Consider the following 23,394-nt stretch of genomic DNA (forward strand, 5'->3'; position numbering starts at 1 on the left):
TCTTTTACTTCTCTAATTCTGCCAGCTTCTGTTGAGCAAACTCCCGCACTTGCTCATCTAGGTCATTCTCTGCTTTGTCGCGCAACAGTTGTAAAGTCTGGGGATGCTGAGGAAATTGCTTGATAATTATCTCCAGTGCAACGCGCCGAGGGTTGGTTTCATAATCTCGCTTACGTTCAAAGAGGTCATTGACAGCGCAGTTGTAGTAAATCTCAAACAACTCAAATTGATTTCTGAAGTGTTTGGCTAATGCTTGGATGGCTGTACATCTGACAGCCCATAGATTATCAGCAGTGGCGCGGTCTTTGAGAATCGAGCGCGTATCTGAGTCATCTTTGAAATTGCTGGCTAATGCTTGGATGGCTGCACATCTGACACTCCATACATTATCAGCAGTGGCGCGGTCTTTGAGAATCGAGCGAGTGTCCGGGTCATCTGGGAAATTACTGGCTAATGCTTCGATGGCTGCACTTCGCACATTCCATTGATTATCAGCAGTGGCGCGGTCTTTGAGAATCGAGTGGGTGTCCGAGTCATCTTTGAAATTGCTGGCTAATGCTTCGATGGCTACATATCGCACATTCCCTTCATTATCAGCAGTGGCACGGTCTTTGAGAAACGAGCAGGTGTCTGGGTCATCTAGGAAATTCCTGGCTAATGCTCGGATGGCTGCACGTCGCACATTCCCTTCATTATCAGCAGTGGCACGGTCTTTGAGAATCGAGCGGGTGTCTGGGTCATCTGGGAAATTGCTGGCTAATGCTTTGATGGCTGCACGTCGCACATAATCAGATTTATCAGCAGTGGCGTAGTCTTTGATAATCGAGCATGTGTCTGGGTCATCTGGGAAATTGCTGGCTAATGCTTCGATGATTGCACGTCCCTCATACTCAGATTTATCAGCAGTGGCGTAGTCTTTGAGAAACGAGTGGGTGTCTGGGTCATCTTTGAAATTGCTGACTAATGCTTCGATGGCTACATATCGCACATTCCCTTCATTATCAGCAGTGGCACGGTCTTTGAGAAACGAGCAGGTGTCTGGGTCATCTAGGAAATTCCTGGCTAATGCTCGGATGGCTGCACGTCGCACATTCCCTTCATTATCAGCAGTGGCACGGTCTTTGAGAATCGAGCGGGTGTCTGGGTCATCTGGGAAATTGCTGGCTAATGCTTCGATGGCTGCACATCTAACACTCCATACATTATCAGCAGTAGCGCGGTCTTTGAGAATCGAGCGCGTATCTGAGTCATCTTTGAAATTGCTGGCTAATGCTTCGATGGCTGCACCTCGCACATAACCTTGATTATCAGCAGTGGCGAGGTCTTTAAGAAACGAGTGGGTATCCGAGCGATCTTTGAAATTGCTGACTAATGCTTTAATCGCTGCACGCCGCACATTTTCATTATCAGCAGTCGTGAGGTCTTTGAGAAACGAGTGGGTGTCCGAGTGATCTTTGAAATCGCTGACTAATGCTTTAATCGCTGTATGTCGCACATTTCCATCATCAGCAGTGGTGAGGTTTTTGAGAAATGAGCGGGTGTCCGGGTAATCTTTGAAATTGCTGGCTAATGCTTCGATGGCTGCACATCTGACATAGTTTTTATTATCAGCAGTAGTGAGGTCTTTGAGAAATGAGCGGGTGTCCGGGTGATCTTTGAAATTGCTGGCTAATGCTTCGATGGCTGCACATCTGACATAGTTTTTATTATCAGCAGTAGTGAGGTCTTTAAGGCAGTGTAAGGCATCACGGTTATCTTTCCAAATTGCGGCAATTGTTATAATTGCTTGAATGCGGACTTCCTGAACTAGCTTAGTTTCTTCTGCATTGTCATAGGTGTAATAATACCAGAGGTCATATTTAGTTAAGTCTTTTACCTTACCAAATAATTTATTAGCCACTGACGCAATTACCGACCGATTTCTCACTTCTGCAAGACACTTAGCTGCTAAAAACAAGTTGATAAATTTTTTCTCTTCACCATCTTGCACCATCAAGTAATCAAGAATTTCACCAACAAATTTCGCATCAATCATTCCCGCAATTAGCCGCAATACCTCATGCCAAGTTTCATTTTGCCAGTGTTTGCCAAAAACTTCAGTTTTGAGATCCTCAATTGAAATACTGCCTTCCTTCTCAAACTGCCAGACAAACTCCCAAGCACAGAAATATTCTAAAAATTTCCGATGCAGAAAGGCATTGCTTGCTATCCAGCCAATAAACCATTCCAGCATAATGTTCAGGCCTGCTAAGTGCTTGACTACGAGTATATACACCAGTCTGAGAAATTCTTCCAGATTTCTAGGTTTTTAGGCAGTGCGCGTCTATTCATCCAAAACTTAAGATTATCTGAATTTATATGCTGCGATCGCACCTCTGTACTACCTGAAGATTTGTTAAAAATAACTATATACTGTGCATGAATATTAGGAATAATTTTATGGTTCTACAAGTTAACCCCATCCAAAAAGAACCAATTGTTACTTGGGAAGCACTTCCAGCCGACTTCATTTTACCAGACGATCCAGTGGAAAATATTCAACAACCTGCGATCGCTGCTGCACTTACCGATGCTTTGGGAAGCACAGGACGCATCCAACCTCAAATGCTGATTGGCTCTAATTTTGGACTTGTAGCCACTGTCAACAAAAAAATCGTTGTCAAAGCACCAGACTGGTTTTATGTTCCTCAAGTGCAGTCTGTAGGAACAAATGTAGTTCGTCGCAGCTACACCCCGAATTTAGAAGGTGCTGCTGTGGCTGTAGTGATGGAATTCCTCTCAGACACCGAAGGCGGAGAATTATCAGTCCGTTCAACTCCACCTTACGGTAAACTCTATTATTACGAAAAGATTCTCCAAGTTCCAACATACGTAACCTACGACCCTTACGAACCCAGCATAGAACTACGATGCTTGCAAAATGGACAATATATTTTGCAGCAAGCAGACGCTAATGGACGTTACTGGATTCCTGAATTAGAGTTATTTCTAGGAATTTGGCAAGGTGAAAGATTATGCCAAACCATGAATTGGCTGCGGTGGTGGGATACAGAAGGAAATTTATTGTTGTGGAGTAGCGAACAAGCCCAACAAGAACGTCAACGTGCTGAACAAGAACGCCAACGCGCTGAACAGGAAAGCCAACGAGCTGAACAAGAACGCCAGCGTGCTGATATATTAGCAGCTAAGTTACGTGAGCTAGGTATTGACCCTGATTCGACTTTGAATAGCCCGTTGTAGACATCGCATAACCTAACAAATGCTGGGAATAATAATTTTGGTACATCAGCACCAAAATTCATTCCATGAAACAGCAAAAAAATCAGTTCAGCCATCTTACTGCGATTGAAAGAAGTTATTTATCATTTCCGGCACAGTTTTTATTAAATCAAAATCTTCTCCAAGGTAAAATACTAGACTTTGGTTGTGGCTTTGGTAATGATGTTAGAATATTGCGCCAAAAAGGTTATGATATTACAGGCTATGACCCTTATTATTTTCCAGAATATCCTGATAATAAATTTGATACCATAATTTGCTTTTATGTTTTAAATGTTTTATTTGCCGAAGAACAAACTAATGTCTTAATGGAAGTATCACATTTATTAAAACCAGGAGGTAAAGCTTATTATGCTGTAAGAAGGGATATCAAAAGAGAAGGATTTCGAGAACATTATGTTCACAAAAAGCCTACTTATCAGTGCATTGCAAGACTTCCCTTTACTTCAATTTGCTTAGATGAATATCGAGAAATATATGAGTATGTTCACTATAATCATCAGCGAAATTCATCTAACTATTGCATATTTTGTAATCCTCATAAAAATCTCAAATTAGTAACTGAATCAGCAACAGCTTATGCTATTTTTGATGGCTATCCAATAAGTAAAGGTCATGTTTTAGTTATTCCCAAACTTCATGTCAGCAATTATTTTGAACTTCCATTAAAAGAGCAATCTGCTTGCTGGTTTATGGCGAACAAAGTCCAAGAAATTATCAAAGCAGAATTTGAAGCTGATGGCTTTAATGTAGGAATGAATATCAATCGCTCTGCTGGTCAAAATATTATGCACGCCAGTATTCATATCATCCCTCGCTACAAAGGTGATACTGTCTCTACTAAAAGTGGAATCAGGAACGTTATTCCTAAAAAACAATAGTTTTTCTGTAATAATTCAGTATTCAAAATTCTGCTGTAATTTAACCGCTTTCAAGTGATTATAAAAATTCCTAAAACATCATGACTTGCTCAAACTTATCTCATCAGGTTGAGATCATCTCTTAAATCCTTTGTCATATCAAGTCCGGCTAATTAGTTATGATTCCCGAATCTATGCAAAAACCCAAAAACCCTTCTCCTCTGCCCCTCTGCCCCCCTGCTTTCAAGGGCAGGCTTTTAGGCTTTCGATAAATAGTTGAGAATGTTCTCAATTATTGAACGTAGTTTTAAGTTCTCAGACAATGGTTTTGGTTTTAAAATCCCAAAAATTTGTCTAATCAAAAAAACCTGCCCCAGAAAGCTGCCCCCCTGCCCCTCTGCTGCCTTAATGATAAGTCTTTGACCGGACATGATATCACATACTTTTTCAGTACAACCTCTACTTTGTTATTCTGAGCATTACTGTAATCATCTCAATTTTTAGGTTTTGTTGAAAATATTGCAAAATATTTCAGTTAGGCCAGATTATCTGGATCTATTCCCAACGCTCTTAATTGTTCCGCCAACTGTCGAACCCGTTGTTCTGCAATATCAGCGCGTTGCGCTTCTTGTTGAGCGCGGTGCATTGCATTAAGCCCAAAATTATTTATGTATTTGAGCTTGAGCAGTTGCCCTAAAATATGTCTATTTGTGCGATCGCAATCTCTATCCCAGGAAAAATGCATGTGATGTAGAAATTTTATTGCGATCGCACAAATCAGTCGTTAGCGCATATTTTTGTTCTACCTAACTTGCTCGCACACGATAAATAACCATCTTGACGTGATTATTTTCTGGCCAAAGTCACAAGATCGATTTGGATTCAAGTTGCGATCGCCTATTACCATGACACCAACCTGTTCTTCCATCAATTGAGCAATTTCTGGAGGTACAAAAGCAACATCATCACCAAAATTTGCATTGATTAAGTTTAATATTTAGGAATAAAAAAATAAAAATTACTAGTTCTAAAGATAGCTACAATCCTGTTTCCCTTCAATTTTTTGGAAGTAACTATTTTTAGTTCATTGAGCTTTATTCATTTTCAATAGAACATCAAACTACTCAGAAAGCTTTCACGACTTCCTTAGAGTATTGCACAAATATTTTATGGTAAGATGGAGGTTTTACCAGAAAGCTAATGGTAATATGCGATACCAACAAATCAAAAGCCGATCGGTTGGTGAATTTAAACGCCTGTTTGGGATAAAAGTTGCAATATTTTGCTTTGACTAAGGGATACCACTTGTGGTATCTAGAAATAGCCAAGATTTGATAGATATAATAGTTACTCGCTCGTTTGGTGGTTGTCAATAGCATTGCCCGATCTAAAATTGCAGCCCAGTCAAGAATACAGGCATTTTTACCCCACTCAGAAAGTTGCTTCAGCCGATAAAATTTTGGTAACTCTTAACTATTAATAAATATATCGGTGCTTAGTGCTATTCATGCTTTATATTTAGCGACAGGATGATGCAAATAGCCACTCACCTTCAAATACTTAGGAGGCAGTATCCACCAAAAGCAACTCATGCTTTGATACCACCACCAGATAGTGTAAGTTAAGGTTAAGTCGATATTCAAACGAATAATTTTTGCTCAATTGCGACAGATAAAGACTAAACTAAAAAGTCTTGTGCAGCAAAACCTGTAGCTTTAAATGAAGTAATCATGTCTAAGGTTCTTGTCTCTGATTCGATTGACCAAGCTGGAATTGACATTCTTTCGCAAGTTGCAACTGTTGATGTCAAACTAGGTCTAAAACCAGCAGAACTGATCGCAATTATTGGTGAGTATGACGCGCTGATGATTCGGTCTGGTACGCGCGTTACTCAAGAAATCATTGAAGCCGGCACTCAGCTAAAAATCATCGGTCGTGCTGGTGTGGGTGTGGATAATGTGGATGTTCCTGCTGCCACCCGCCGGGGAATTGTCGTAGTCAATTCTCCAGAGGGAAATACAATAGCCGCTGCCGAACACGCGCTAGCAATGATTTTGGCTTTGTCTCGCCATATCCCCGATGCTAATGCTTCGGTAAAACGCGGTGCGTGGGATCGCAATAGCTTTGTTGGTGCGGAAGTCTACAAAAAAACTCTCGGCGTTGTCGGTTTGGGTAAAATTGGCTCCCATGTTGCGGCGGTAGCTAAGACAATGGGGATGAAACTCCTAGCTTATGACCCTTTTATTTCTACAGAACGAGCCGAACAGCTTGGCTGTCAGTTGGTGGAACTAGATTTACTCTTCCAGCAAGCAGACTATATCACCCTCCACATTCCGAAAACCCCAGAAACTACCCACTTAATCAATGCCACAACTCTGGCAAAAATGAAACCGACAGCCCGGATTATCAACTGCGCTCGTGGTGGGATCATTGATGAAGTAGCTTTAGCAGCAGCTTTGAAAGCGGGTAAAATTGGCGGTGCAGCCTTGGATGTGTTCGAGTCAGAACCACTGGGTGAATCGGAATTGCGATCGCTAGGTAAAGAAATCATCCTCACTCCCCACTTGGGAGCCTCTACCACAGAAGCTCAAGTGAATGTGGCCATTGATGTTGCCGAACAAATTCGCGATGTTCTTTTAGGACTACCAGCACGTTCAGCCGTCAACATTCCCGGACTCGGCCCCGATGTGTTGGAAGAACTCAAACCCTATATGCAACTAGCAGAAACTCTCGGTAATCTAGTAGGACAACTAGCTGGTGGAAGGGTAGAAGTACTGAATATTCGACTACAAGGGGAACTCGCGACCAATAAAAGTCAGCCTTTAATCGTCGCTGCCCTCAAAGGACTACTTTACCAAGCTTTGCGGGAACGAGTAAATTACGTAAATGCCAGCATAGAAGCCAAAGAACGCGGAATTCGGGTAATTGAAACCCGCGATGCTTCCATTAGAGACTATGCTGGTACACTGCATCTAGAAGCCACAGGTACTTTAGGTACTCATTCTGTCACAGGTGCTTTGTTGGGTGAGCGGGAAATCCACCTCACCGACGTTGACGGTTTCCCGATTAACGTCCCACCTAGCAAATATATGTTGTTTACCCTGCACCGCGATATGCCAGGGATTATCGGCAAACTTGGTTCCCTACTCGGCAGTTTTAATGTGAATATTGCCAGTATGCAAGTAGGTCGTAAAATCGTCCGTGGTGATGCGGTAATGGCTCTGAGTATAGATGACCCTTTACCAGAAGGCATTTTGAATGAGATTATAAAAGTCCCTGGTATTCGGGACGCGTATACAGTAACACTTTAATTTTGGATTGCGGATTTTGGATTTTGGATTGGTAATGGCTAATTGCTCATTGTTTTTCGCATTGGTCATTAACCGTTACCTAGTCCCTAATCTAAAATCTAAAATCTAAAATTTAAAATTATATGGCAAACACCTGGTGGGAACTAAATATTTTATGTGAACCAGACCTAGAAGATACGATCTTTTGGCGACTGGAAGATTTTGGCTGTCGTGGTACGGCTAGTGAAAACAAAGGAAATTCATCTTTAGTCAGGGCTTATCTGCCGACAATTCAAACACAGCTTTTAGATTTAGCAGCGCTGTCGCTATGGCTGCGTCAAGATGCGCTCTGTGTAGGAGTTTCATCTCCTTCTTTGCAATGGCAGTTAATTGATGAGGAAGATTGGGCGACTAGCTGGAAACAATATTGGCATCCGCAGGAAATAGGCGATCGCTTCCTAATTAACCCAGCTTGGCTACCATTACCAGAAACAATCGAACGATTAGTAATTCGCCTCGATCCTGGTGTAGCATTTGGTACAGGTAATCATGCGACCACCCAGCTATGTTTGGAATCCCTGGAAATGCGGCTGAGTGGAGTTCCGCAGTCCTTTGTGGGTAATAGTGGCAAACACGAACATTTGGTAATTGCGGATATTGGCTGTGGTTCTGGTATCCTTTCCATTGGGGCGCTGTTATTGGGTGCTGAGAAAGTTTATGCAGTGGATACTGACCCTTTAGCGGTGCAATCAACTATCAGTAATGGTACGCTGAATCATATTAGCCCAGAACGTTTACTGCCTGCACAGGGAAGTGTAGACGTTTTGAAAAAATTAATTGAAAGCCCAGTGGATGGTATTGTCTGCAATATTTTGGCTCATGTGATTATTGAATTGATTCCAGAAATGAGTGCGATCGCTAAACCTGAAACTTGGGCAATTTTCAGTGGTATTTTATTAGAACAATCTAAAGCTGTTGCTGACGCTTTAGAAGAAAATGGCTGGGTTGTCGCTACCCTGTGGAAACGCAAAGAATGGTGTTGCTTGAATGTACGGCGTTCTTAACCCAGTAGAAATTATCGCAATCCGCAGATCCCCGACTTATTTAAGAAGTCGGGGATCTTTAAGTAAGTGACATAATATATAGATTACCCACTATTGACTTTTAAAACTAGCGATGAAAGAACGGCTACAAATCCACAAAAAAGCTGACTCATCCGCTTATTCGTCAGAGCAAAGTCAGTTGCAATCGCATTTATTAACTACCCACTCTCAACTTGGCTCCAACAAGCCTATAGTACAGGCAAAGGTAGAAAATCAGAAATTTCAACAATATCAGTTTGAGGCAAGGAAACTCCAAATACAAGCCAAGCATGGCACTATCGCGCCAGAAGGGCAAGAGCGACTCACTGTGTTGCAAACAAAGATGAATGAATCTTTGCAGCAAGGAAAGGAACATTCTTCGCAGTTTGGTCATAACTTGAGCAAAATGGCGATAAAACGTGCTGATAGCCTGTCAATAGGAGAAATACAGCCAAAACTGACTATTGGTCAATCAGGAGATCGATATGAACAAGAGGCGGATAGTGTCGCTACTTCTGTAGTCAACCAAATTAATCGATCTCCTCTGCAAAACCAGGACGCACAGCAGACAATACCAGCTAATCAGAACGAACAAGCAAAGTCTGAAGAAATATTAGCAGCAAATAACTCAGCAGATAAAAAACAAAAATTTTTACAAGAATATTCGCTAGCTAAAACACTAGTCAATGGTATAGATGACACATTGCCACAAGATAAAATATTAGAACAACTTTTTAAAAACTTTGTAAATATCCAATTTCAATACACAATGGTGAGCAAGAGTCCAGAAACTCTATTAAAAGGATCTCCAGAAGGAGATTGTCAGACATTAGCTCGTGCTTTTAAAAAAGTTGCAGAAGAATATTTTGGCATTGAAAAAATCACAATTGAAAGTATCGCTAAACCTTTTTTGAGTGAAGCTGGGGCTACCCCATATCAAGGTAAAAAGCCTAATTGTGATGACGGTAAACGATGGTTTTGGAAAAACCATTATTGGGCTAGTTGGAATGGAAAAATTTATGATGTTTTATTCCTCAGCAATAAACGAACCGAAGCTGATATGGCAAAACAGGTGCAACCACTCACATCAATGTTGATGCCTGAACAAGAATACTATCAAACAGAAAAAGGAAAAATTGTATATCCAATTGTTAATAAGTATTCTACTGTAGAGATGACAATTTTTGAGAAACTGAAAAACTTTGTTAATAATCTCGGTCGGTTTTTCTCCAACAGTATGAGTACGATAATTAATAAAATTCGGTCTTTATTTGCCCAAAGTGGAAACAATACCAGTGGTTTTGATTCTCTAATGAGAGAACTCGAACACGACAAAAATAATACTGCGATCGCAAATAACCAGACTCAATAATTCCAACTTTATATTGTAGGTGGAAATTGCTTAAAAATGTTGGCATCTATTTCAATACGATCAAAGCAATGTCCAAACAACTAACTGTCACTGCTTCCTTTGGATAATGAAGTGTGTAGGTTTACACTTCGACCCAACTCTTGGAGACAGTACGCGTAGCTTGCTTCCCCGTAGCGGTACGACAAAGCTCAGGGCAACGCAAGCTCTGTTACCACCGCAGGCATCGCTATCTTTGGTTTCAGAAATAATGGTGGGAAATGATGCAGAATCAAGATATCCACAATCAATCTTCCAGTGCCCCCATGACCCCTATTAAGGAACAACTCATTGCTGCGATCGAAACCGCTCCAGAATCGATTCTAGAGGAAACTCTCGACTATCTCGAATATCTCAAAACCAGAAAAAATAGCTCTGGTATTAAACCAGCAAGTGCCATTATCCAAGATGGGGAACCAATACTGCGTGGCTCCAAAGCTAAAGATTTGCTGAAATTTGCTGGTACCTGGCAAGGTGAGGACTTTGAAAAATGTCTCCAGTCTGTTTATGACACCCGCTCGCAGGCTGAATTCTGATGTATCTGCTTGACACTAATCACTGTAGTCGCATCATCTTCGGTGAACCCAATCTCATCCAACAGCAGTCTCAACGGACAATGATTTCCAACGTATTCACCAGATTCACCCTTTCGCTTTAGAGTCTTGGGTTTGAACAGCAATATCCAGCTTACTAACTTGCCTTTCACCACTGCCCTGAATTATCTTCCTGTTGCAATCCAATTAACTGTCGCCGCTTCCAAGCATAGTGAAGAATATTAATCCCTAATTCCTGAGCTGTCCGAATGGTCAATCTGGGTAAACTCAAATCTCTATCCAGCCCCCAAGCAGTTGCTAAATCTCCAATGGCTAAAATAATTCCTCCACCAATTAAAAGTTTAATTTGTTGTTGATTAACCATTGGTAAAGCAGCAAATAAGAAAGGTTTTGTCCTTAAAGGATGACTCCGTTGCAATTCTTCTAAAGGTCTTAAAGGACTCTCTAATTGTTGTGCCAAAGCTTGAGTACTCTCAATTAGAGGATTAGCATTTGTTGGCGCATCAACAAAAAGTACACCACCTAAATTTAAATAATTTTTGAGGGATTCAAATTCGAGACTATTTAAAGAGATAGCCTGTCCACCTGTGAGATAAAGGATGTCATAGTCTTGGATGTTTTCTGCTAAAGAAACCTGACCTGGTTCATCAGCCCCCCGCAAACTTGGGTAGAGAGGTTCTACTGCTTGTAATAAATATGAAAGGCTGAAAAAATTACGCGCACATTCAGGATCGCTATGAGTCGCCTGCGCCATACATACAAGTGCTTGAGGACGCATTTGTGCCTGACGACGATAACGCAAATCAATATTATTATATCCAGGGAAAAAAGCATCCGCAGGTTGGGTAATGTCAGTATGTCCTGGTTGTAAGAGTATTCGACATATTTCTATTTCTGAACTGGCTGGTGTAGAGTTTATTTGGTCAATTCGATAAGTTTCTTGAACAATATCTCTTTGTTGTCCGCGCCGCAATTCATCAGGGTCTACATAGCTAACTACTAAGTAGATCATGAGCGGTTCAGAACTTACTACTTCTAAATCGATCGGAAAATCATAAGAAGTCGGTACAACAATTAGATTACCTGCTAAATCAATTGCAATCCCAGGTTGAATTTGTACCCAACGTCCATCTCGATATCTAGCTTCAACTTGGCTTGGGGCAGTTACATCTCGCACGCCTAAACCGCAGACAATTCCAGGTTGATTTAAACTTTGATATTGAGCATTTTGCCGATTCCGGTGATATTCATGGGCTGTGCGCCAGCGTTCCGCATTGATTAGTAAGCCGTCTGCGGCTTGCAGGCGTTCCAAGGATTTAATTGGTGGTGGTGGGAAAGGATGGGACATGGCAATTTTGGATTTTGGATTTTAGATTTTGGATTTTAGATTTTGGATTTTAGATTTTGGATTTTGGATTTTGGATTTTGGATTTTGGATTTTAGATTTTGGATTTTAGATTTTGGATTTTGGATTTTAGATTTTGGATTTTAGATTTTGGATTTTAGATTTTAGATTTTGGATTTTGGATTTTAGATTTTAGATTTTGGATTAAAAGTCTGTTAATTTTACTGAATTACGAATTATTTAATTAGTGGAATTTTCGATAGATAATTCATAGGTGCAAAAAGCAGGTTTTTCTTGTTCGATTATTCTTTGAATAAGTTCTTCGTTGATGATGCCACTAGAAATATTTGAACGCAAACGCACTATAAAATGATATGGTTGTCCACCTGCTAAAACTGCATTTCCTAATTGTGCATCTCCGATAATGAAACTTGGGCCAAAAGGTTCTGTAATACTAATATGTTTATCAGCTTCATTTGGTAAATGTTCATCTAGCGGTAAACCAGTATAAAGATGCAAGTAGAGACGCAATCCTTTACGAGTTCCTCGCCAGCGATAAAGTTCTACGGCTCGGCGAATTAAACGCCGTTGTTGCTGGAGATCCCAAACAGAATCTACTTGCCAAGCAACCCAATGAGCCATAAAAGGCAATAATGCTTGCGGTGCTGTCAAGGGATCGAGGTTTGCCCACATGACGTTATAACTATCAACTATTGGTTGAAAAGCTTGCTCAAATATCTTCATGAAGCGACCAATAAAGTCCACTTCCCGATACAAAATTGGCAAGAATTCCATGTAGGCAGTGTAGGGACGGATATATAAATCGAAATACTCGCTTCTCTCGATTTGTTCGTTGTCTGTGCCTAGATCTATGTGTAGAGTAATTAGGCTGCGAAAATTGAGTGTTAGTTTGTCTTTTTTTCCAGGGGAAATTGCTTCTTGGTCTTCAAAAAATGTGTCGGGAATTGAGAAGTGGAGAACAGCATCCATCTGTCCGCGAGGCGGTATTTCACTGCCTTCTGTACCAATTTGACACCACTGGGATGGAAAGTTTCCTTCAACGCTTAAGCTTACCCGCAAAGGACGTTGTTCTAAGTTTTGCACCTGCACAATCATCTCACTTGGATGTCCAGGATGTAAGAGCAAACTACGTCCAGCTACATCGATGTTTTCTGCATTTGCAAATGCTAAACCTGCCGCAGGTAAAGCTTCGGGAATTTGCATTGGCGTTAATTGAATGCTTACAGCTGGACTAGAGCGACTTTGAACCATAGGATTGAGGGTTGGGGGTAAGAAGAGGCAGGGGGCAGCCCTTCGACTTCGCTCAGGGCAAGGAAGCAGGGGGGCAGGGGAGCAGAGGAGGATAGATAATTAATGACAAATGACAAATACTTCTCTACGAGAGGCTGCGCCAACGGCTTCGCTCAGTACAAGTGACAAATGACAAATCAACGATTAATGATTTGGATGTCGTGATTGGAACGCAGATTTGTATCAGCCCAAGAACATATCAAACCTTCCGATCCCGGATCGATCAATTGTTCTGGTGATGGTTGTCGTCGCCAATTTTCTCCTTGCTTGCGGATGGGAAATAGCAAGACAGGGCCTAAATGACGCACGCCTGGGGTTTGTTGCAGTAATGCCACAATATCAGATGTATAAACTGGTCGCCCAAATGGCCAACCTTTGCCGTCGATTCCTCCAGTTAAGGGATTTAAATATTTATACAACGATCGCCTTAAATTCCGGCGAATTTCTTCGCTGGCAAAAGGATTATTGTAGGCTGGCTCTAGAGCAATTTCTGTCTGTACCGAAACACCTACGTAATTCGGCTCTTGTAACTCTACTTGTACTCCTAATAAGCGTCTTTCATCTAAATAACTCAAAATTTGCTCTTGCAGGGCATTACTGAGGGCAAAATCTTCTGGTGTCATCCCATTGCCTTGGGCGATCGCATCTGTATTTGCATAAGGCACTACTAGCAAACTAACTATACCAGCTTGTCTGCGAGAATTTGCTGGCAAACACCGGACGCGAGCGATCGCACCAGCACCCGCCTGTTGAGTTAAAACTTCAAAATCTTCAGCAGTGACGGCGCGATATCGCGCGTGCGGAGGATGCGGGGAGCCTTCATTACAGCTTGTTCCAGTGACTCAGCATCCGCCCCATTGATTGCTGGTACACGATTGACCACACTAGCAATATATGGATATGCAGACTTCAAAAACTGGATTGCCCCAGTTTGAACATTGCCTTCTCTACCACCGCCTGTACGATAACTAACCATCCTAATTTCTGCACCACGGGGAGGAATCGCCCCATATTGGTGTTCAGACTGGTTATTTTCCAGAACTTGTACAGATGTGTCATCTAGTTGTGGTTGCTGAATTCTCGATCTTACCTGTGTTTGTTGTTTAAGTTGGCTCGGTTCCCGAATCAGCGGCCCGAATTGGACTGTACCAGTGATTGAATCGATGGTGTAATGGAAGTTATGCGGCCCAGAATCAGCAAAATCTCTCACCTCAGTCCACTTTTGCGGCAAACCACCAGCCGGAGTAACTAAAATATACTCATTTTCTCGACGTTCTAAAATTGGTGCTGTTTGTAACTGGAAAGACTGACCGGGTGTACCATCACTAATTCCCAATCGCTCGTCTTCAATCAGCGTACTATGGCTAGCCCTAACAGTACCGCCAATTGAACGCACTGCTAAACCAATAATTCGTGGTGGACGATTGTAACCAGATTCATTCGCTTCTGTAGAAATAAAGCTACAGCGTAACCAGCGACCTCGGTAAGAGGTGAAATTAGCCACAGGCCAAATTTGAGGTAAATGCAGACGTACTTCTGCACCTTGAGAGGGGTTTTCACCTTCTTGGGCGATTTCATAAAAACTGAAACCGCGAGTCTTATCATCTAATTCTTGCAATAAAACTGATTGCCAATTTTCCCCATCCCAAGCTTCCCACTTCCGGGGTGGTTGATTGGGGTTAATCCCAGCAGGAGTAGCCGCAGCCCCTTGGAAAATAATTTCTAAAACATTAGCGTCTAAAGGATCGTCAGAATTAATTGCTAAATAAAAGCAGTTACCAGGCTGGGGTTCCTCTTCAAAAATCGGTTGTTCGTTACCTGTCCAGTAACCGTTAGATTGACGAGTCCAGGAAGTTGTAACTCTTTCGCGCAGAGATTGGGGAATATCTTCGGTAGTTTGGGCAGTTAAGAAATGTTGGATGCGAGGATTGCCGATAATTAAAGGAGAATCTGTACTAAAGGTAATCGCTTCTGTGGTTTCAGTGCGGATAGTAGAGGCTTCTAATCCTGCGGGAATCGTGTAGGCTTCAGGTAGTGCAGCACTTAAATAAAAAGTTAATTCCGTGCGGGCTGGGGCGGGAGGCTGGAGACGAATACCTAGTAATTCTAAAAAAGCAACATAATTTTTTCGAGGTACTTGGTTGAATCTGAGCAACATTTGGTCAGTTAACCAAGCAAATAACTCAATTAGCGTAATTCCTGGGTCGCTGAGGTTATGGTCAGTCCATTCTGGACAGTAACGAGGAATACGCATAATACATTCTTCCACCAAATCATCAAAGGCGCGATCGTCTAAGTTGGAAGAAGGTAATTTCGGTAAAAAATCAAAGTTCATACCAATTTTAAAAAAGAATGTGACAGATACAACCTAGAAACCGAGACGAAATTTAACTTTCTGAATTTTTAATTTTTAATTTTTAATTTTTAATTGGTATCACGATTCCTCCCCAGCTGACACCAAATAATAAGGATAAACAAAACTATAAATATCGGGGCCGTCTTTGAGCCGATAATTGATGATGATGTCCACTCTGCCACGCACTGGATCGGGATCGGTGATAACTTCATCGATAGTAATGCGTGGTTCCCAAACTTCTAAAGCTTCCAAAACATAAAGGCGGATTCGCAGTAGGGTATCGCTATTTAAAGGTGCAAACGCCAGTTCTGACAAGCGCGAACCAAAGGTAGGGCGATAAACCCGCTCACCTACACCCGTGCGGAGGATAATCCAAATAGATTCTTTAACTTTTTGATCTTCACGGCTAAGTTGTATTCCACCTTGCACGTTTAAATGCAGTGGATAAGCCCAACCTGTTCCCAAATAGGCTCGTTCACGACCATAAACCATATCTGGCACTTAGACAGCTGTTACATGGATATCTTCAAAGATATCGGCACAGAGAGTTTAAGCCTATTCGCCAAAGGTCGAGGTTAAGGAGGCGGGGGGCAGGGGGCAGCTTTCTGGGGCAGGTTTTTTTGATTAGACAAATTTTTGGAATTTTAAAACCAAAACCATTGTCTGAGAACTTAAAACTACGTTCAATAATTGAGAACATTCTCAACTATTTATCGAAAGCCTAAAAGCCTGCCCTTGAAAGGCAGGGGGCAGAGGGGCAGGGGAGCAGAGGGAAAGAGGCTTTTGGGATTTTTGCACAGATGCGGTAATCAGAAGTGATTAACCGGACTTAATATGAGATGGATGAACGGAGTTTTGAGATGGACGAACGGAGTTCAAAGGTGGATTCATCCAGTTCAAAGGTGGACGAACGGAGTTCAAAGGTGGATTCATCCAGTTCAAAGGTGGATTAACGGAGTTCAAAGGTGGATTCATCCAGTTCAAAGGTGGATAAAAGAGATACTAACACTCCCTTGTCCCCTTGCCCCGTGCCCCCTGCCTCTCCAATCAACCGCCAATCAAAACAGTGGGATTACCTTTGATAATTTTATTCGGCGGCCCTAATGCTTCTAAAACGGTGTCGCCCATTCGAGAGGCAGGCAAATTGTTAATCAGCACTGTCTGACTACCGTCAATCACAACTCCAGGGCCGTGAGGAGGGACGGGTAAAGGTGTGGCGCAATTATGAATATCAGCACCAGCAGCAGCAGCACTAATTGCACTACCCATAGTAGCTGCTGATGTTGCCTTTGTAGTTTGTTCGGCAGCTAAGGCAGCAGGTGCCCCTGGTGTACCAGCCGCCGCTAAAGTAGCAGCCTCAGCGGCTTGGATAGCTGCATCAGAAGCGGTTTTGGCAGACTGTAAACCTGGTACTGCGGCGGCAAGCACACCCCGCCACGCAGGTAAAGACCCAATCAACACATTGGGACTACCCGGCCCTCCTGTCAAGACTGGGGGTAAGGGGTGCGCTACATTGTCAGTAATTCTTGCTGCTGGTCTACCCACGATAACCTCCTATTGTGTTAATTACGAATTAATTAAGTCGAATCAACGCACCTTTGACTGTAATCGTACCCGTGGCTGAAATGTCTATATTTCCACGAGCATCTAATGACATATTACCTGTTGATTTCACTGAAACAGATTTAGCCATATCGTCCATTTTGATTCTATGACCGCCTTTAGTTTCAATTTCTATGCACCTTTGACTATCATTGAGATATATTTTATGACCGTCTTTAGTTTCTACGCGAATCCCTGTTTTACTAGTTCCTTTATCCTCTTCAACAAACTGTAAAACATGACCAACGCGAGTTTTAATAGTGCGTAATCTTACACCACTTGTAACTGAATCGCTTACCTTTTCCGGTGGTGCATCCTTCCCGTTCCATACCCCGCCAATGACGTAGGGACGGTGGATATCGCCATGTTCAAAACCTACCAAAACTTCATCGTTTACCTCTGGTAAACAGTCGAAGCCTCTATTTTGACCTGCTCCCACAGCAACAACTCTCGCCCAGTCACTTGTATGTTCTTCTGTGAGAGTGGGAAACTTGACTTTCACTCTGCCCATTTTCTCTGGATCTTTATTATCAGTCACAATTCCGACTAATAAAGTCTCAGATGGCTGGAGACGTTTTTCTGGAGATAGAGTTGTGAATAAGCTACCAGAACGTAGTCCCCGCACGCTGAAATAAGTTTCATAAACGCGCTGACTGAAGAAATGGCGGGTTTCTGTAACATAATACTTACCACTATAGCGATCGCCCATACCCTGAAGATTAATAACCCGTCCCGGACGAATCTCAGGATTCCCTTCTGCTTTGGCATCTGCATAAACAAATTCTCCCCCTAGTTCATCACACAAAGCCTGAGCCATCGTGTCTGCTTGTTTTTTACTGGCAACAGGTTTATCTACAACAATCATTTTGGGAGATTTAAGATTAGAAAATGCATTACTAGTACTACTTCCTAGCCGATTACCTGTCTCGGTTATTTGCTTTTCTTTCTTGGCTGTTCCACTAATCAATTTTTTCTGGGTATAGTCCCAGGCGCGTACTTCTACAGAACTTATCTGTTCAGCACTAGTAACACGGGTACTAAATTTATTAATATCAACTAACCATTTGAGTGATAAGGCTCCCTGAGTTTTTGGTTTGCAAAAATTTAGTTTTTCTTCTGTAATAAATAATTCAAAACCAATGCGGGCAGCCCTTTCTCGCAAAAACTCCATATTGGTCTGATTTTCTTGAAATACATACTTATGAACTTCACCAGTTGCCTCTATATTGCCAAGCTTTATGCCTACTTCTTTAACTATTTGCTTGACTATATCGCTATCAGTTTTATTTAAAAAAGAACGATTATAACGACCTCTGTGCAGACGATGAGAAATATCATAACCGCGAACAATGATATCAGCTTCAGATTTTTCATTAAAGTGAACTTCCATCGCTGTAATTTCGCCTTCAATGAGGAATTCTCCTACCTCTTCTTGGAAGTTATTATCTAGAGTCGTACTAGAAGTAAAACCCAATTTCACTTTTTTCCCAATTTTAAACAAAGGCTCATGTCGCCAAGCTTTGTTTTCTGGTCGGTCAGATGCAGGAATATAGCTGTTATGGATTACTAGCGTAAACATTGCTGGTAAATGAAGGCTTTCTTCGATTGTGATTTGCAACAAATCCTTCATTAATTCAGGAGAAGCCTGTTTTCCGTCTATTTGTATTTTAGGTTCGCTTAAATAAAGGCTTTTTTTTGCAGGCATAATTATTATTTTCTAAATTATGAAATGTTCAGAGCAGCTTTTAATGAGAAAGTCAATACTAATTTGTCACTTTATACCTATTTAATTAATGATTGCAACACATCCTTGGCTAAAGACGCGATGAATCGCGTCTCTACAACGGGGAGGCAGCGCGGTCTTGGGGGTTCCCCCCATGAGCGACTGCCGTGGGAACCCTCGCAACGCGCTGGCTCATGAATCGCGTCTCTACAAATAGTCTATTTGTCGCATTCTTTTTTCAAATTGGTATTACTTATTCTGTCTTACTCAGTGTTTGTCCTTTTGGATCTTCCGCACGAGCATTTCCTGTAGAAGCAGATTCACGTCCTCCAGGAAGGTTATTCTTATCTACTTCTTGCAAGGCTATATCTACCAGTGCCCTTACTGGTGTACCATCACTCAAAAACATATTTAAAGTGTAAGTTAAACTCGTGATGACACAATAAAAATACTCGTTTCCCCATGTAAATATATAAACAGGTGGTCGTTTATCAGTTGCTTTACTGATAGTTTCTACACCTTTCTTAATTTTATCTATATATTTTTTCATCACCGACTCTTTTGTTTCATAAGTATCATAAAGTAACTGTTTGAGCGTAAATTCGTAAGGTTCCACGCTAGAAAAGTTTACTTTTGGAAGTAGAGTCGTTCCTCTATTACCATCCTGACTTTCCCACTTAACAGTTCGAGAGAAACTAATCTCTGTAGGATTAAACATTAATTCAATATCTGGTGCTTCACCGTTATAAGCTACAAGTTTGGCTTTCTCAAGTTGCGGTTGACGTTTTTGAATAACAATAATTGCTGGACTTGCCATTTGAGTATTTCTCCAAAAATTAATTCTTAAATACAAATTTACCAAGGTAATCTACCAGAGGAACCGCCATGTCGTTCTCGCTCAATTTCTATTCGTTGTCGTAATCTGCTATAAACTTCACGAGCTAGAGCTTCAAGATCGGCTGTATCATCTTTATCATCTTCTTGAGAAAATGAAGATGCGCTCTCTATCGTCTCAGTCACTGGTACTATTTCTCTGGATATGTCGAGTGGAGTAACTTCTCCACCATCAGCAAAGCCTCTAGGTGAAGGAAGATCTTTAGCAAAAACTTGTGGTGATTCTGAAACATGAGAATATTCATAATTTGGGCTATTAAATTCTCCATCATGAAAATTAAAGCTAGTGAATTCATCATCATTTCCATTTAGTAAATCTTCTACACTTGACCATTGAGAAGGTGTATTTGACCATTGGGAAGATGTCTTAGTGGGAGAATTTGCTTTGCGGAAAATCAGGGGAGGTGATGAGTATTGGGGTGAGGATTCACCTACATCAATTGTTTCATTGTGAAGGGTATGAATCTCTGGAGAATTGAGAATAGAAAGTTTCTGTTTACTAATATTCAACCCCAAGTTAGAAATACTTAAAGAATTGGATATCTCAGGTGAATCAGTCTCAGCACTTTTTAGCTGTAATGAAGTGTCTGAAAAAGAATCGACTTTAGTCGGAGTCTCTGAAGAAATTGTTTCTTCTGGTTCTGTGGAATTGGGTGTCTGTAAACTTGGAAGGATAATATCTTGGGGTGTTCCACCCGTGTTGATGTGATGTAGTAGGGGTAGATTCTTCTGTGCATCTCTAGTATTAATCACAAACTCCCCAGGTGTAAGCATTGCAGGTACTGTATCCGAGGCTGCTATCTGCTGGCGATTTTCAACGCGGGAATCTGTTACGTGGCCACCAGTAGCATAACCTTTAGGTGCTGGCAAATTTTCTGCGATCGCATTTTGCTCAACTTGAGGTAGTGTGTTTACCTCATTTTGTGGGGAGGTGGGATTATCTGAGGTATCAACAAAGGTTAATATTTCAGGATTTTCTTCATTTGTTACCGCAAAGGTAAATTCTGATTCTACTATTTGTTCATTGTCAATAATTTCCCTGAAAATACTCGCAGTTTCACCAATTTCAGGCGATATGGTGGTAATTATTGGTGCTTCAACAATCTCTGGCGATATGGCGCTAATTGCTGGTATTTCAGAAATCTCTGGCGTCGCGGTAAGTGGTGCGATCGCAGTTTCACCTATCTCAGGCGATATGGCGCTAATTGCTGGTATTTCAGAAATCTCTAGCGATGTCGCAGAAAGCGGTGCGATCGCAGTTTCATCAATCTCAGGCGATGTAGGAGTAATTATTGGTATTTCAGAAATCTCAGGTGATGTGGTAAGTGGTGCGTTCGCAGTTTCACCAATCTCAGGCGATATGGCGCTAATTGGTGCTTCAACAATCTCAGGCGATGTCGGAGTAATTATTGGTATTTGAGAAATCTCTGGCGTCGCGGTAAGTGGTGCGTTCGCAGTTTCACCAATCTCAAGCGATATGGCGCTAATTGCTGGTATTTGAGAAATCTCTGGCGTCGCGGTAAGTGGTGCGATCGCAGTTTCACCAATCTCAGGCGATATGGCGCTAATTGGTGCTTCAACAATCTCAGGCGATATGGCGCTAATTGCTGGTATTTGAGAAATCTCTGGCGTCGCGGTAAGTGGTGCGTTCGCAGTTTCACCAATCTCAGGCGATGTAGGAGTAATTATTGGTGTTTCAGAAATCTCTAGCGATGTCGCAGAAAGCGGTGCGATCGCAGTTTCATCAATCTCAGGCGATGTAGGAGTAATTATTGGTATTTCAGAAATCTCAGGCGATGTGGTAAGTGGTGCGTTCGCAGTTTCACCAATCTCAGATGATATGGCGCTAATTGCTGGTATTTGAGAAATCTCTGGCGTCGCGGTAAGTGGTGCGTTCGCAGTTTCACCAATCTCAGGCGATATGGCGCTAATTGCTGGTATTTGAGAAATCTCTGGCGTCGCGGTAAGTGGTGCGTTCGCAGTTTCACCTATCTCAGGCGATGTCGGAGTAATTATTGGTATTTGAGAAATCTCTGGCGTCGCGGAAAGTGGTGCGATCGCAGTTTTACCTATCTCAGGCGATGTCGGAGTAATTATTGGTATTTCAGAAATCTCTGGCGATGTGGTAAGTGGTGCGATCGCAGTTTCACCTATCTTAGGTGATGTCGGAGTAATTATTGGTGTTTCAACAATCTCTGGCGATGTAGCGGAAAGTGGCGCGTTCGCAGTTTCACCTATCTCAGGCGATATGGCGCTAATTGCTGGTGTTTCAACAATCTCTGGTGATGTCGCGGTAAGTGGTGCGATCGCAGTTTCACCTATCTCAGGCGATATGGCGCTAATTGCTGGTATTTCAGAAATCTCTGGCGTCGCGGTAAGTGGTGCGTTCGCAGTTTCACCTATCTCAGGCGATATGGCGCTAATTGCTGGTATTTCAGAAATCTCTGGTGATGTAGCGGTAAGTGGTGCGCTCGCAGTTTCACCTATCTCAGGCGATATGGCGCTAATTGCTGGTATTTCAGAAATCTCTGGCGTCGCGGTAAGTGGTGCGATCGCAGTTTCACCTATCTCAGGCGATGTCGGAGTAATTATTGGTGTTTCAACAATCTCAGGTGGGACTAAAATGGGCTGACTTTCTGTAAACTCGGTATTAGTACTTTCAAGATAGCTGTCACGTTGCAGTGAAGTCAGATTTGCTGAAGCATCTAAGACATTAAGCACTATAGCAGATTGTGGCTCTGAAATTACTAACGGTTCATGATTATCAGAGTTTCTGAATAAATGAGGTGTGTCTTCAATCTCGGCTGAGGTAGGTGTTAGCTGAACAGGTATACTCGCTAGAGACTCACTTGAAACACTGGAATCAATTTCTTGTTGTATTGCAATAGTTTTTTTTGCAACTGAAGACTCAGAAGTAGGTACAACAATATGCTCTACTACAATATTTTCATCATTCGCCAAAGGATGAGTTAAAGTAGTTGCATCATCAAGATCGGGTGAGGTAAGTGCTGACGGCAAAGCTAGAGAATTTTCAACGACAGCATTATCTAGTCGCAATGTGGGTATTTCCAAATTAGCCCCAACAGACAGAGGCTTATTTGATGTTAATAAGCTATCTTCATTACCATTAATAGTAACATTGCTTTGAACAATATTCTTAGCCACAGATGATTTGACTGCTTTTTTAGATTTTGGTTTTGATTTTTTCTTAAGTGGCTTTTGAGATTTATTTATTTTTTGTGATTTAGATTTACTTTTACTTTTAAGACTTAGTTGTTGCGAGGTATCATCAATTGTTTTTTTATCAATCCGATTTGGCAGGATTTCTGGAATACTGTCTTTTACTATTTCACTAGGATTAACATGACTATTTTCTGGTAGAGCTATTGAATCAAAAAAATCAGATTCCAGTAATGGCAAATCACTATTTATATCTTGATTATCCCAACTATCCCAACCTATTAATGGTTGTATCGATGGTTCATGTTCGCGAGATAAGAAAAATTTCGAGGATGTAACTAATGGTAGTTTAGTTTGTATGGGACTAAGAAAATTACTTCGTGAATGCAGAGAATGAGACTGTTTTCTCAATACCATTCTCTCAGGATTTGATAAAGATGATATTACCCCAAGGGGCTGAATATTGTTTCCTAGTGGAGATTGAATAATTTGCATAGTTATCGTTGAGAA

General features: G+C 41.6%; 18 protein-coding genes. 6 read left to right on the forward strand and 12 right to left on the reverse strand.

The features are described from left to right. Positions 1-4: 4 nt before the first annotated feature. Positions 5-2,233: a HEAT repeat domain-containing protein gene (locus tag NSTC731_RS23305; RefSeq protein WP_445626996.1), complete on the reverse strand. Its 2,229-nt coding sequence runs from the start codon at positions 2,231-2,233 to the stop codon at positions 5-7. A gap of 206 nt (positions 2,234-2,439) precedes the next feature. Between NSTC731_RS23305 and NSTC731_RS23310 the strand changes: the two genes are divergently transcribed. Together NSTC731_RS23310 and NSTC731_RS23315 are read left to right on the forward strand one after the other, a co-directional pair. After that, positions 2,440-3,240 carry a Uma2 family endonuclease gene (locus NSTC731_RS23310; protein WP_445626997.1) on the forward strand — a complete coding sequence of 267 codons (801 nt, stop codon included), beginning with the start codon at positions 2,440-2,442 and terminating at the stop codon, positions 3,238-3,240. 65 nt (positions 3,241-3,305) lie between these two features. After that, positions 3,306-4,160, forward strand: a complete 855-nt coding sequence (locus NSTC731_RS23315) for a bifunctional class I SAM-dependent methyltransferase/HIT family protein (RefSeq protein WP_445626998.1) — start codon at positions 3,306-3,308, stop codon at positions 4,158-4,160. 514 nt (positions 4,161-4,674) lie between these two features. Here the strand turns inward: NSTC731_RS23315 and NSTC731_RS23320 are convergent. Next, positions 4,675-4,884 (reverse strand): hypothetical protein, encoded by a 210-nt coding sequence (locus tag NSTC731_RS23320; RefSeq protein ID WP_445626999.1) that lies wholly within the window; start codon positions 4,882-4,884, stop codon positions 4,675-4,677. A 985-nt stretch (positions 4,885-5,869) separates the two neighbouring features. Between NSTC731_RS23320 and serA the strand changes: the two genes are divergently transcribed. The 4 genes from serA (at position 5,870) to NSTC731_RS23340 (ending at position 10,455) form a co-directional block, all read left to right on the forward strand. After that, positions 5,870-7,450 (forward strand): phosphoglycerate dehydrogenase, encoded by a 1,581-nt coding sequence (serA, locus tag NSTC731_RS23325; protein ID WP_445627000.1) that lies wholly within the window; start codon positions 5,870-5,872, stop codon positions 7,448-7,450. A gap of 122 nt (positions 7,451-7,572) precedes the next feature. Beyond that, complete coding sequence (gene prmA, locus NSTC731_RS23330) at positions 7,573-8,493, forward strand: 50S ribosomal protein L11 methyltransferase (RefSeq protein WP_445627001.1); 921 nt, start codon at positions 7,573-7,575, stop codon at positions 8,491-8,493. A 112-nt stretch (positions 8,494-8,605) separates the two neighbouring features. Further along, the gene (locus NSTC731_RS23335) at positions 8,606-9,883 is read left to right on the forward strand and encodes a hypothetical protein (RefSeq protein ID WP_445627002.1); all 1,278 of its coding nucleotides are present in this window, start codon (positions 8,606-8,608) and stop codon (positions 9,881-9,883) included. Positions 9,884-10,185: 302 nt separating this feature from the next. Next, positions 10,186-10,455: a hypothetical protein gene (locus NSTC731_RS23340; protein WP_445632153.1), complete on the forward strand. Its 270-nt coding sequence runs from the start codon at positions 10,186-10,188 to the stop codon at positions 10,453-10,455. Between the two features lie 166 nt (positions 10,456-10,621). Here NSTC731_RS23340 and NSTC731_RS23345 read toward each other — a convergent pair whose 3' ends face one another. The 10 genes from NSTC731_RS23345 to NSTC731_RS23390 form a co-directional block, all read right to left on the reverse strand. Further along, positions 10,622-11,821: a DUF4159 domain-containing protein gene (locus NSTC731_RS23345; protein WP_445627003.1), complete on the reverse strand. Its 1,200-nt coding sequence runs from the start codon at positions 11,819-11,821 to the stop codon at positions 10,622-10,624. 237 nt (positions 11,822-12,058) lie between these two features. After that, the gene (locus tag NSTC731_RS23350; protein WP_445627004.1) at positions 12,059-13,090 is read right to left on the reverse strand and encodes a phage tail protein; all 1,032 of its coding nucleotides are present in this window, start codon (positions 13,088-13,090) and stop codon (positions 12,059-12,061) included. Positions 13,091-13,266: 176 nt separating this feature from the next. Continuing rightward, positions 13,267-13,860, reverse strand: coding sequence for a hypothetical protein (locus tag NSTC731_RS23355; RefSeq protein WP_445632154.1), 594 nt, complete (start codon positions 13,858-13,860; stop codon positions 13,267-13,269). 23 nt (positions 13,861-13,883) lie between these two features. Continuing rightward, positions 13,884-15,464: a putative baseplate assembly protein gene (locus NSTC731_RS23360; RefSeq protein ID WP_445627005.1), complete on the reverse strand. Its 1,581-nt coding sequence runs from the start codon at positions 15,462-15,464 to the stop codon at positions 13,884-13,886. 99 nt (positions 15,465-15,563) lie between these two features. Then, positions 15,564-15,977 (reverse strand): GPW/gp25 family protein, encoded by a 414-nt coding sequence (locus NSTC731_RS23365; protein WP_445627006.1) that lies wholly within the window; start codon positions 15,975-15,977, stop codon positions 15,564-15,566. Between the two features lie 327 nt (positions 15,978-16,304). Further along, positions 16,305-16,460 (reverse strand): hypothetical protein, encoded by a 156-nt coding sequence (locus NSTC731_RS23370; RefSeq protein WP_445627007.1) that lies wholly within the window; start codon positions 16,458-16,460, stop codon positions 16,305-16,307. 72 nt (positions 16,461-16,532) lie between these two features. Next, positions 16,533-17,030 carry a PAAR domain-containing protein gene (locus NSTC731_RS23375; RefSeq protein ID WP_445627008.1) on the reverse strand — a complete coding sequence of 166 codons (498 nt, stop codon included), beginning with the start codon at positions 17,028-17,030 and terminating at the stop codon, positions 16,533-16,535. Positions 17,031-17,058: 28 nt separating this feature from the next. Beyond that, complete coding sequence (locus tag NSTC731_RS23380; RefSeq protein WP_445627009.1) at positions 17,059-18,792, reverse strand: VgrG-related protein; 1,734 nt, start codon at positions 18,790-18,792, stop codon at positions 17,059-17,061. Between the two features lie 271 nt (positions 18,793-19,063). Continuing rightward, positions 19,064-19,627 (reverse strand): CIS tube protein, encoded by a 564-nt coding sequence (locus tag NSTC731_RS23385; RefSeq protein WP_445627010.1) that lies wholly within the window; start codon positions 19,625-19,627, stop codon positions 19,064-19,066. Positions 19,628-19,665: 38 nt separating this feature from the next. Further along, positions 19,666-23,379 (reverse strand): hypothetical protein, encoded by a 3,714-nt coding sequence (locus NSTC731_RS23390; RefSeq protein WP_445627011.1) that lies wholly within the window; start codon positions 23,377-23,379, stop codon positions 19,666-19,668. Positions 23,380-23,394 lie beyond the last annotated feature (15 nt).

It is taken from the genome of Nostoc sp. DSM 114167 (genome assembly GCF_052692655.1).

Excerpts from the sequence above, each read along its gene's own strand:
- NSTC731_RS23305 (WP_445626996.1), bottom strand. The coding sequence starts at position 2,233 with ATGCTGGAATGGTTTATTGGCTGGATAGCAAGCAATGCCTTTCTGCAT.
- NSTC731_RS23310 (WP_445626997.1), top strand. The coding sequence starts at position 2,440 with ATGGTTCTACAAGTTAACCCCATCCAAAAAGAACCAATTGTTACTTGG.
- NSTC731_RS23315 (WP_445626998.1), top strand. The coding sequence starts at position 3,306 with ATGAAACAGCAAAAAAATCAGTTCAGCCATCTTACTGCGATTGAAAGA.
- NSTC731_RS23320 (WP_445626999.1), bottom strand. The coding sequence starts at position 4,884 with ATGCATTTTTCCTGGGATAGAGATTGCGATCGCACAAATAGACATATT.
- serA (WP_445627000.1), top strand. The coding sequence starts at position 5,870 with ATGTCTAAGGTTCTTGTCTCTGATTCGATTGACCAAGCTGGAATTGAC.
- prmA (WP_445627001.1), top strand. The coding sequence starts at position 7,573 with ATGGCAAACACCTGGTGGGAACTAAATATTTTATGTGAACCAGACCTA.
- NSTC731_RS23335 (WP_445627002.1), top strand. The coding sequence starts at position 8,606 with ATGAAAGAACGGCTACAAATCCACAAAAAAGCTGACTCATCCGCTTAT.
- NSTC731_RS23340 (WP_445632153.1), top strand. The coding sequence starts at position 10,186 with ATGACCCCTATTAAGGAACAACTCATTGCTGCGATCGAAACCGCTCCA.
- NSTC731_RS23345 (WP_445627003.1), bottom strand. The coding sequence starts at position 11,821 with ATGTCCCATCCTTTCCCACCACCACCAATTAAATCCTTGGAACGCCTG.
- NSTC731_RS23350 (WP_445627004.1), bottom strand. The coding sequence starts at position 13,090 with ATGGTTCAAAGTCGCTCTAGTCCAGCTGTAAGCATTCAATTAACGCCA.
- NSTC731_RS23360 (WP_445627005.1), bottom strand. The coding sequence starts at position 15,464 with ATGAACTTTGATTTTTTACCGAAATTACCTTCTTCCAACTTAGACGAT.
- NSTC731_RS23365 (WP_445627006.1), bottom strand. The coding sequence starts at position 15,977 with ATGGTTTATGGTCGTGAACGAGCCTATTTGGGAACAGGTTGGGCTTAT.
- NSTC731_RS23370 (WP_445627007.1), bottom strand. The coding sequence starts at position 16,460 with ATGAATCCACCTTTGAACTCCGTTAATCCACCTTTGAACTGGATGAAT.
- NSTC731_RS23380 (WP_445627009.1), bottom strand. The coding sequence starts at position 18,792 with ATGCCTGCAAAAAAAAGCCTTTATTTAAGCGAACCTAAAATACAAATA.
- NSTC731_RS23385 (WP_445627010.1), bottom strand. The coding sequence starts at position 19,627 with ATGGCAAGTCCAGCAATTATTGTTATTCAAAAACGTCAACCGCAACTT.
- NSTC731_RS23390 (WP_445627011.1), bottom strand. The coding sequence starts at position 23,379 with ATGCAAATTATTCAATCTCCACTAGGAAACAATATTCAGCCCCTTGGG.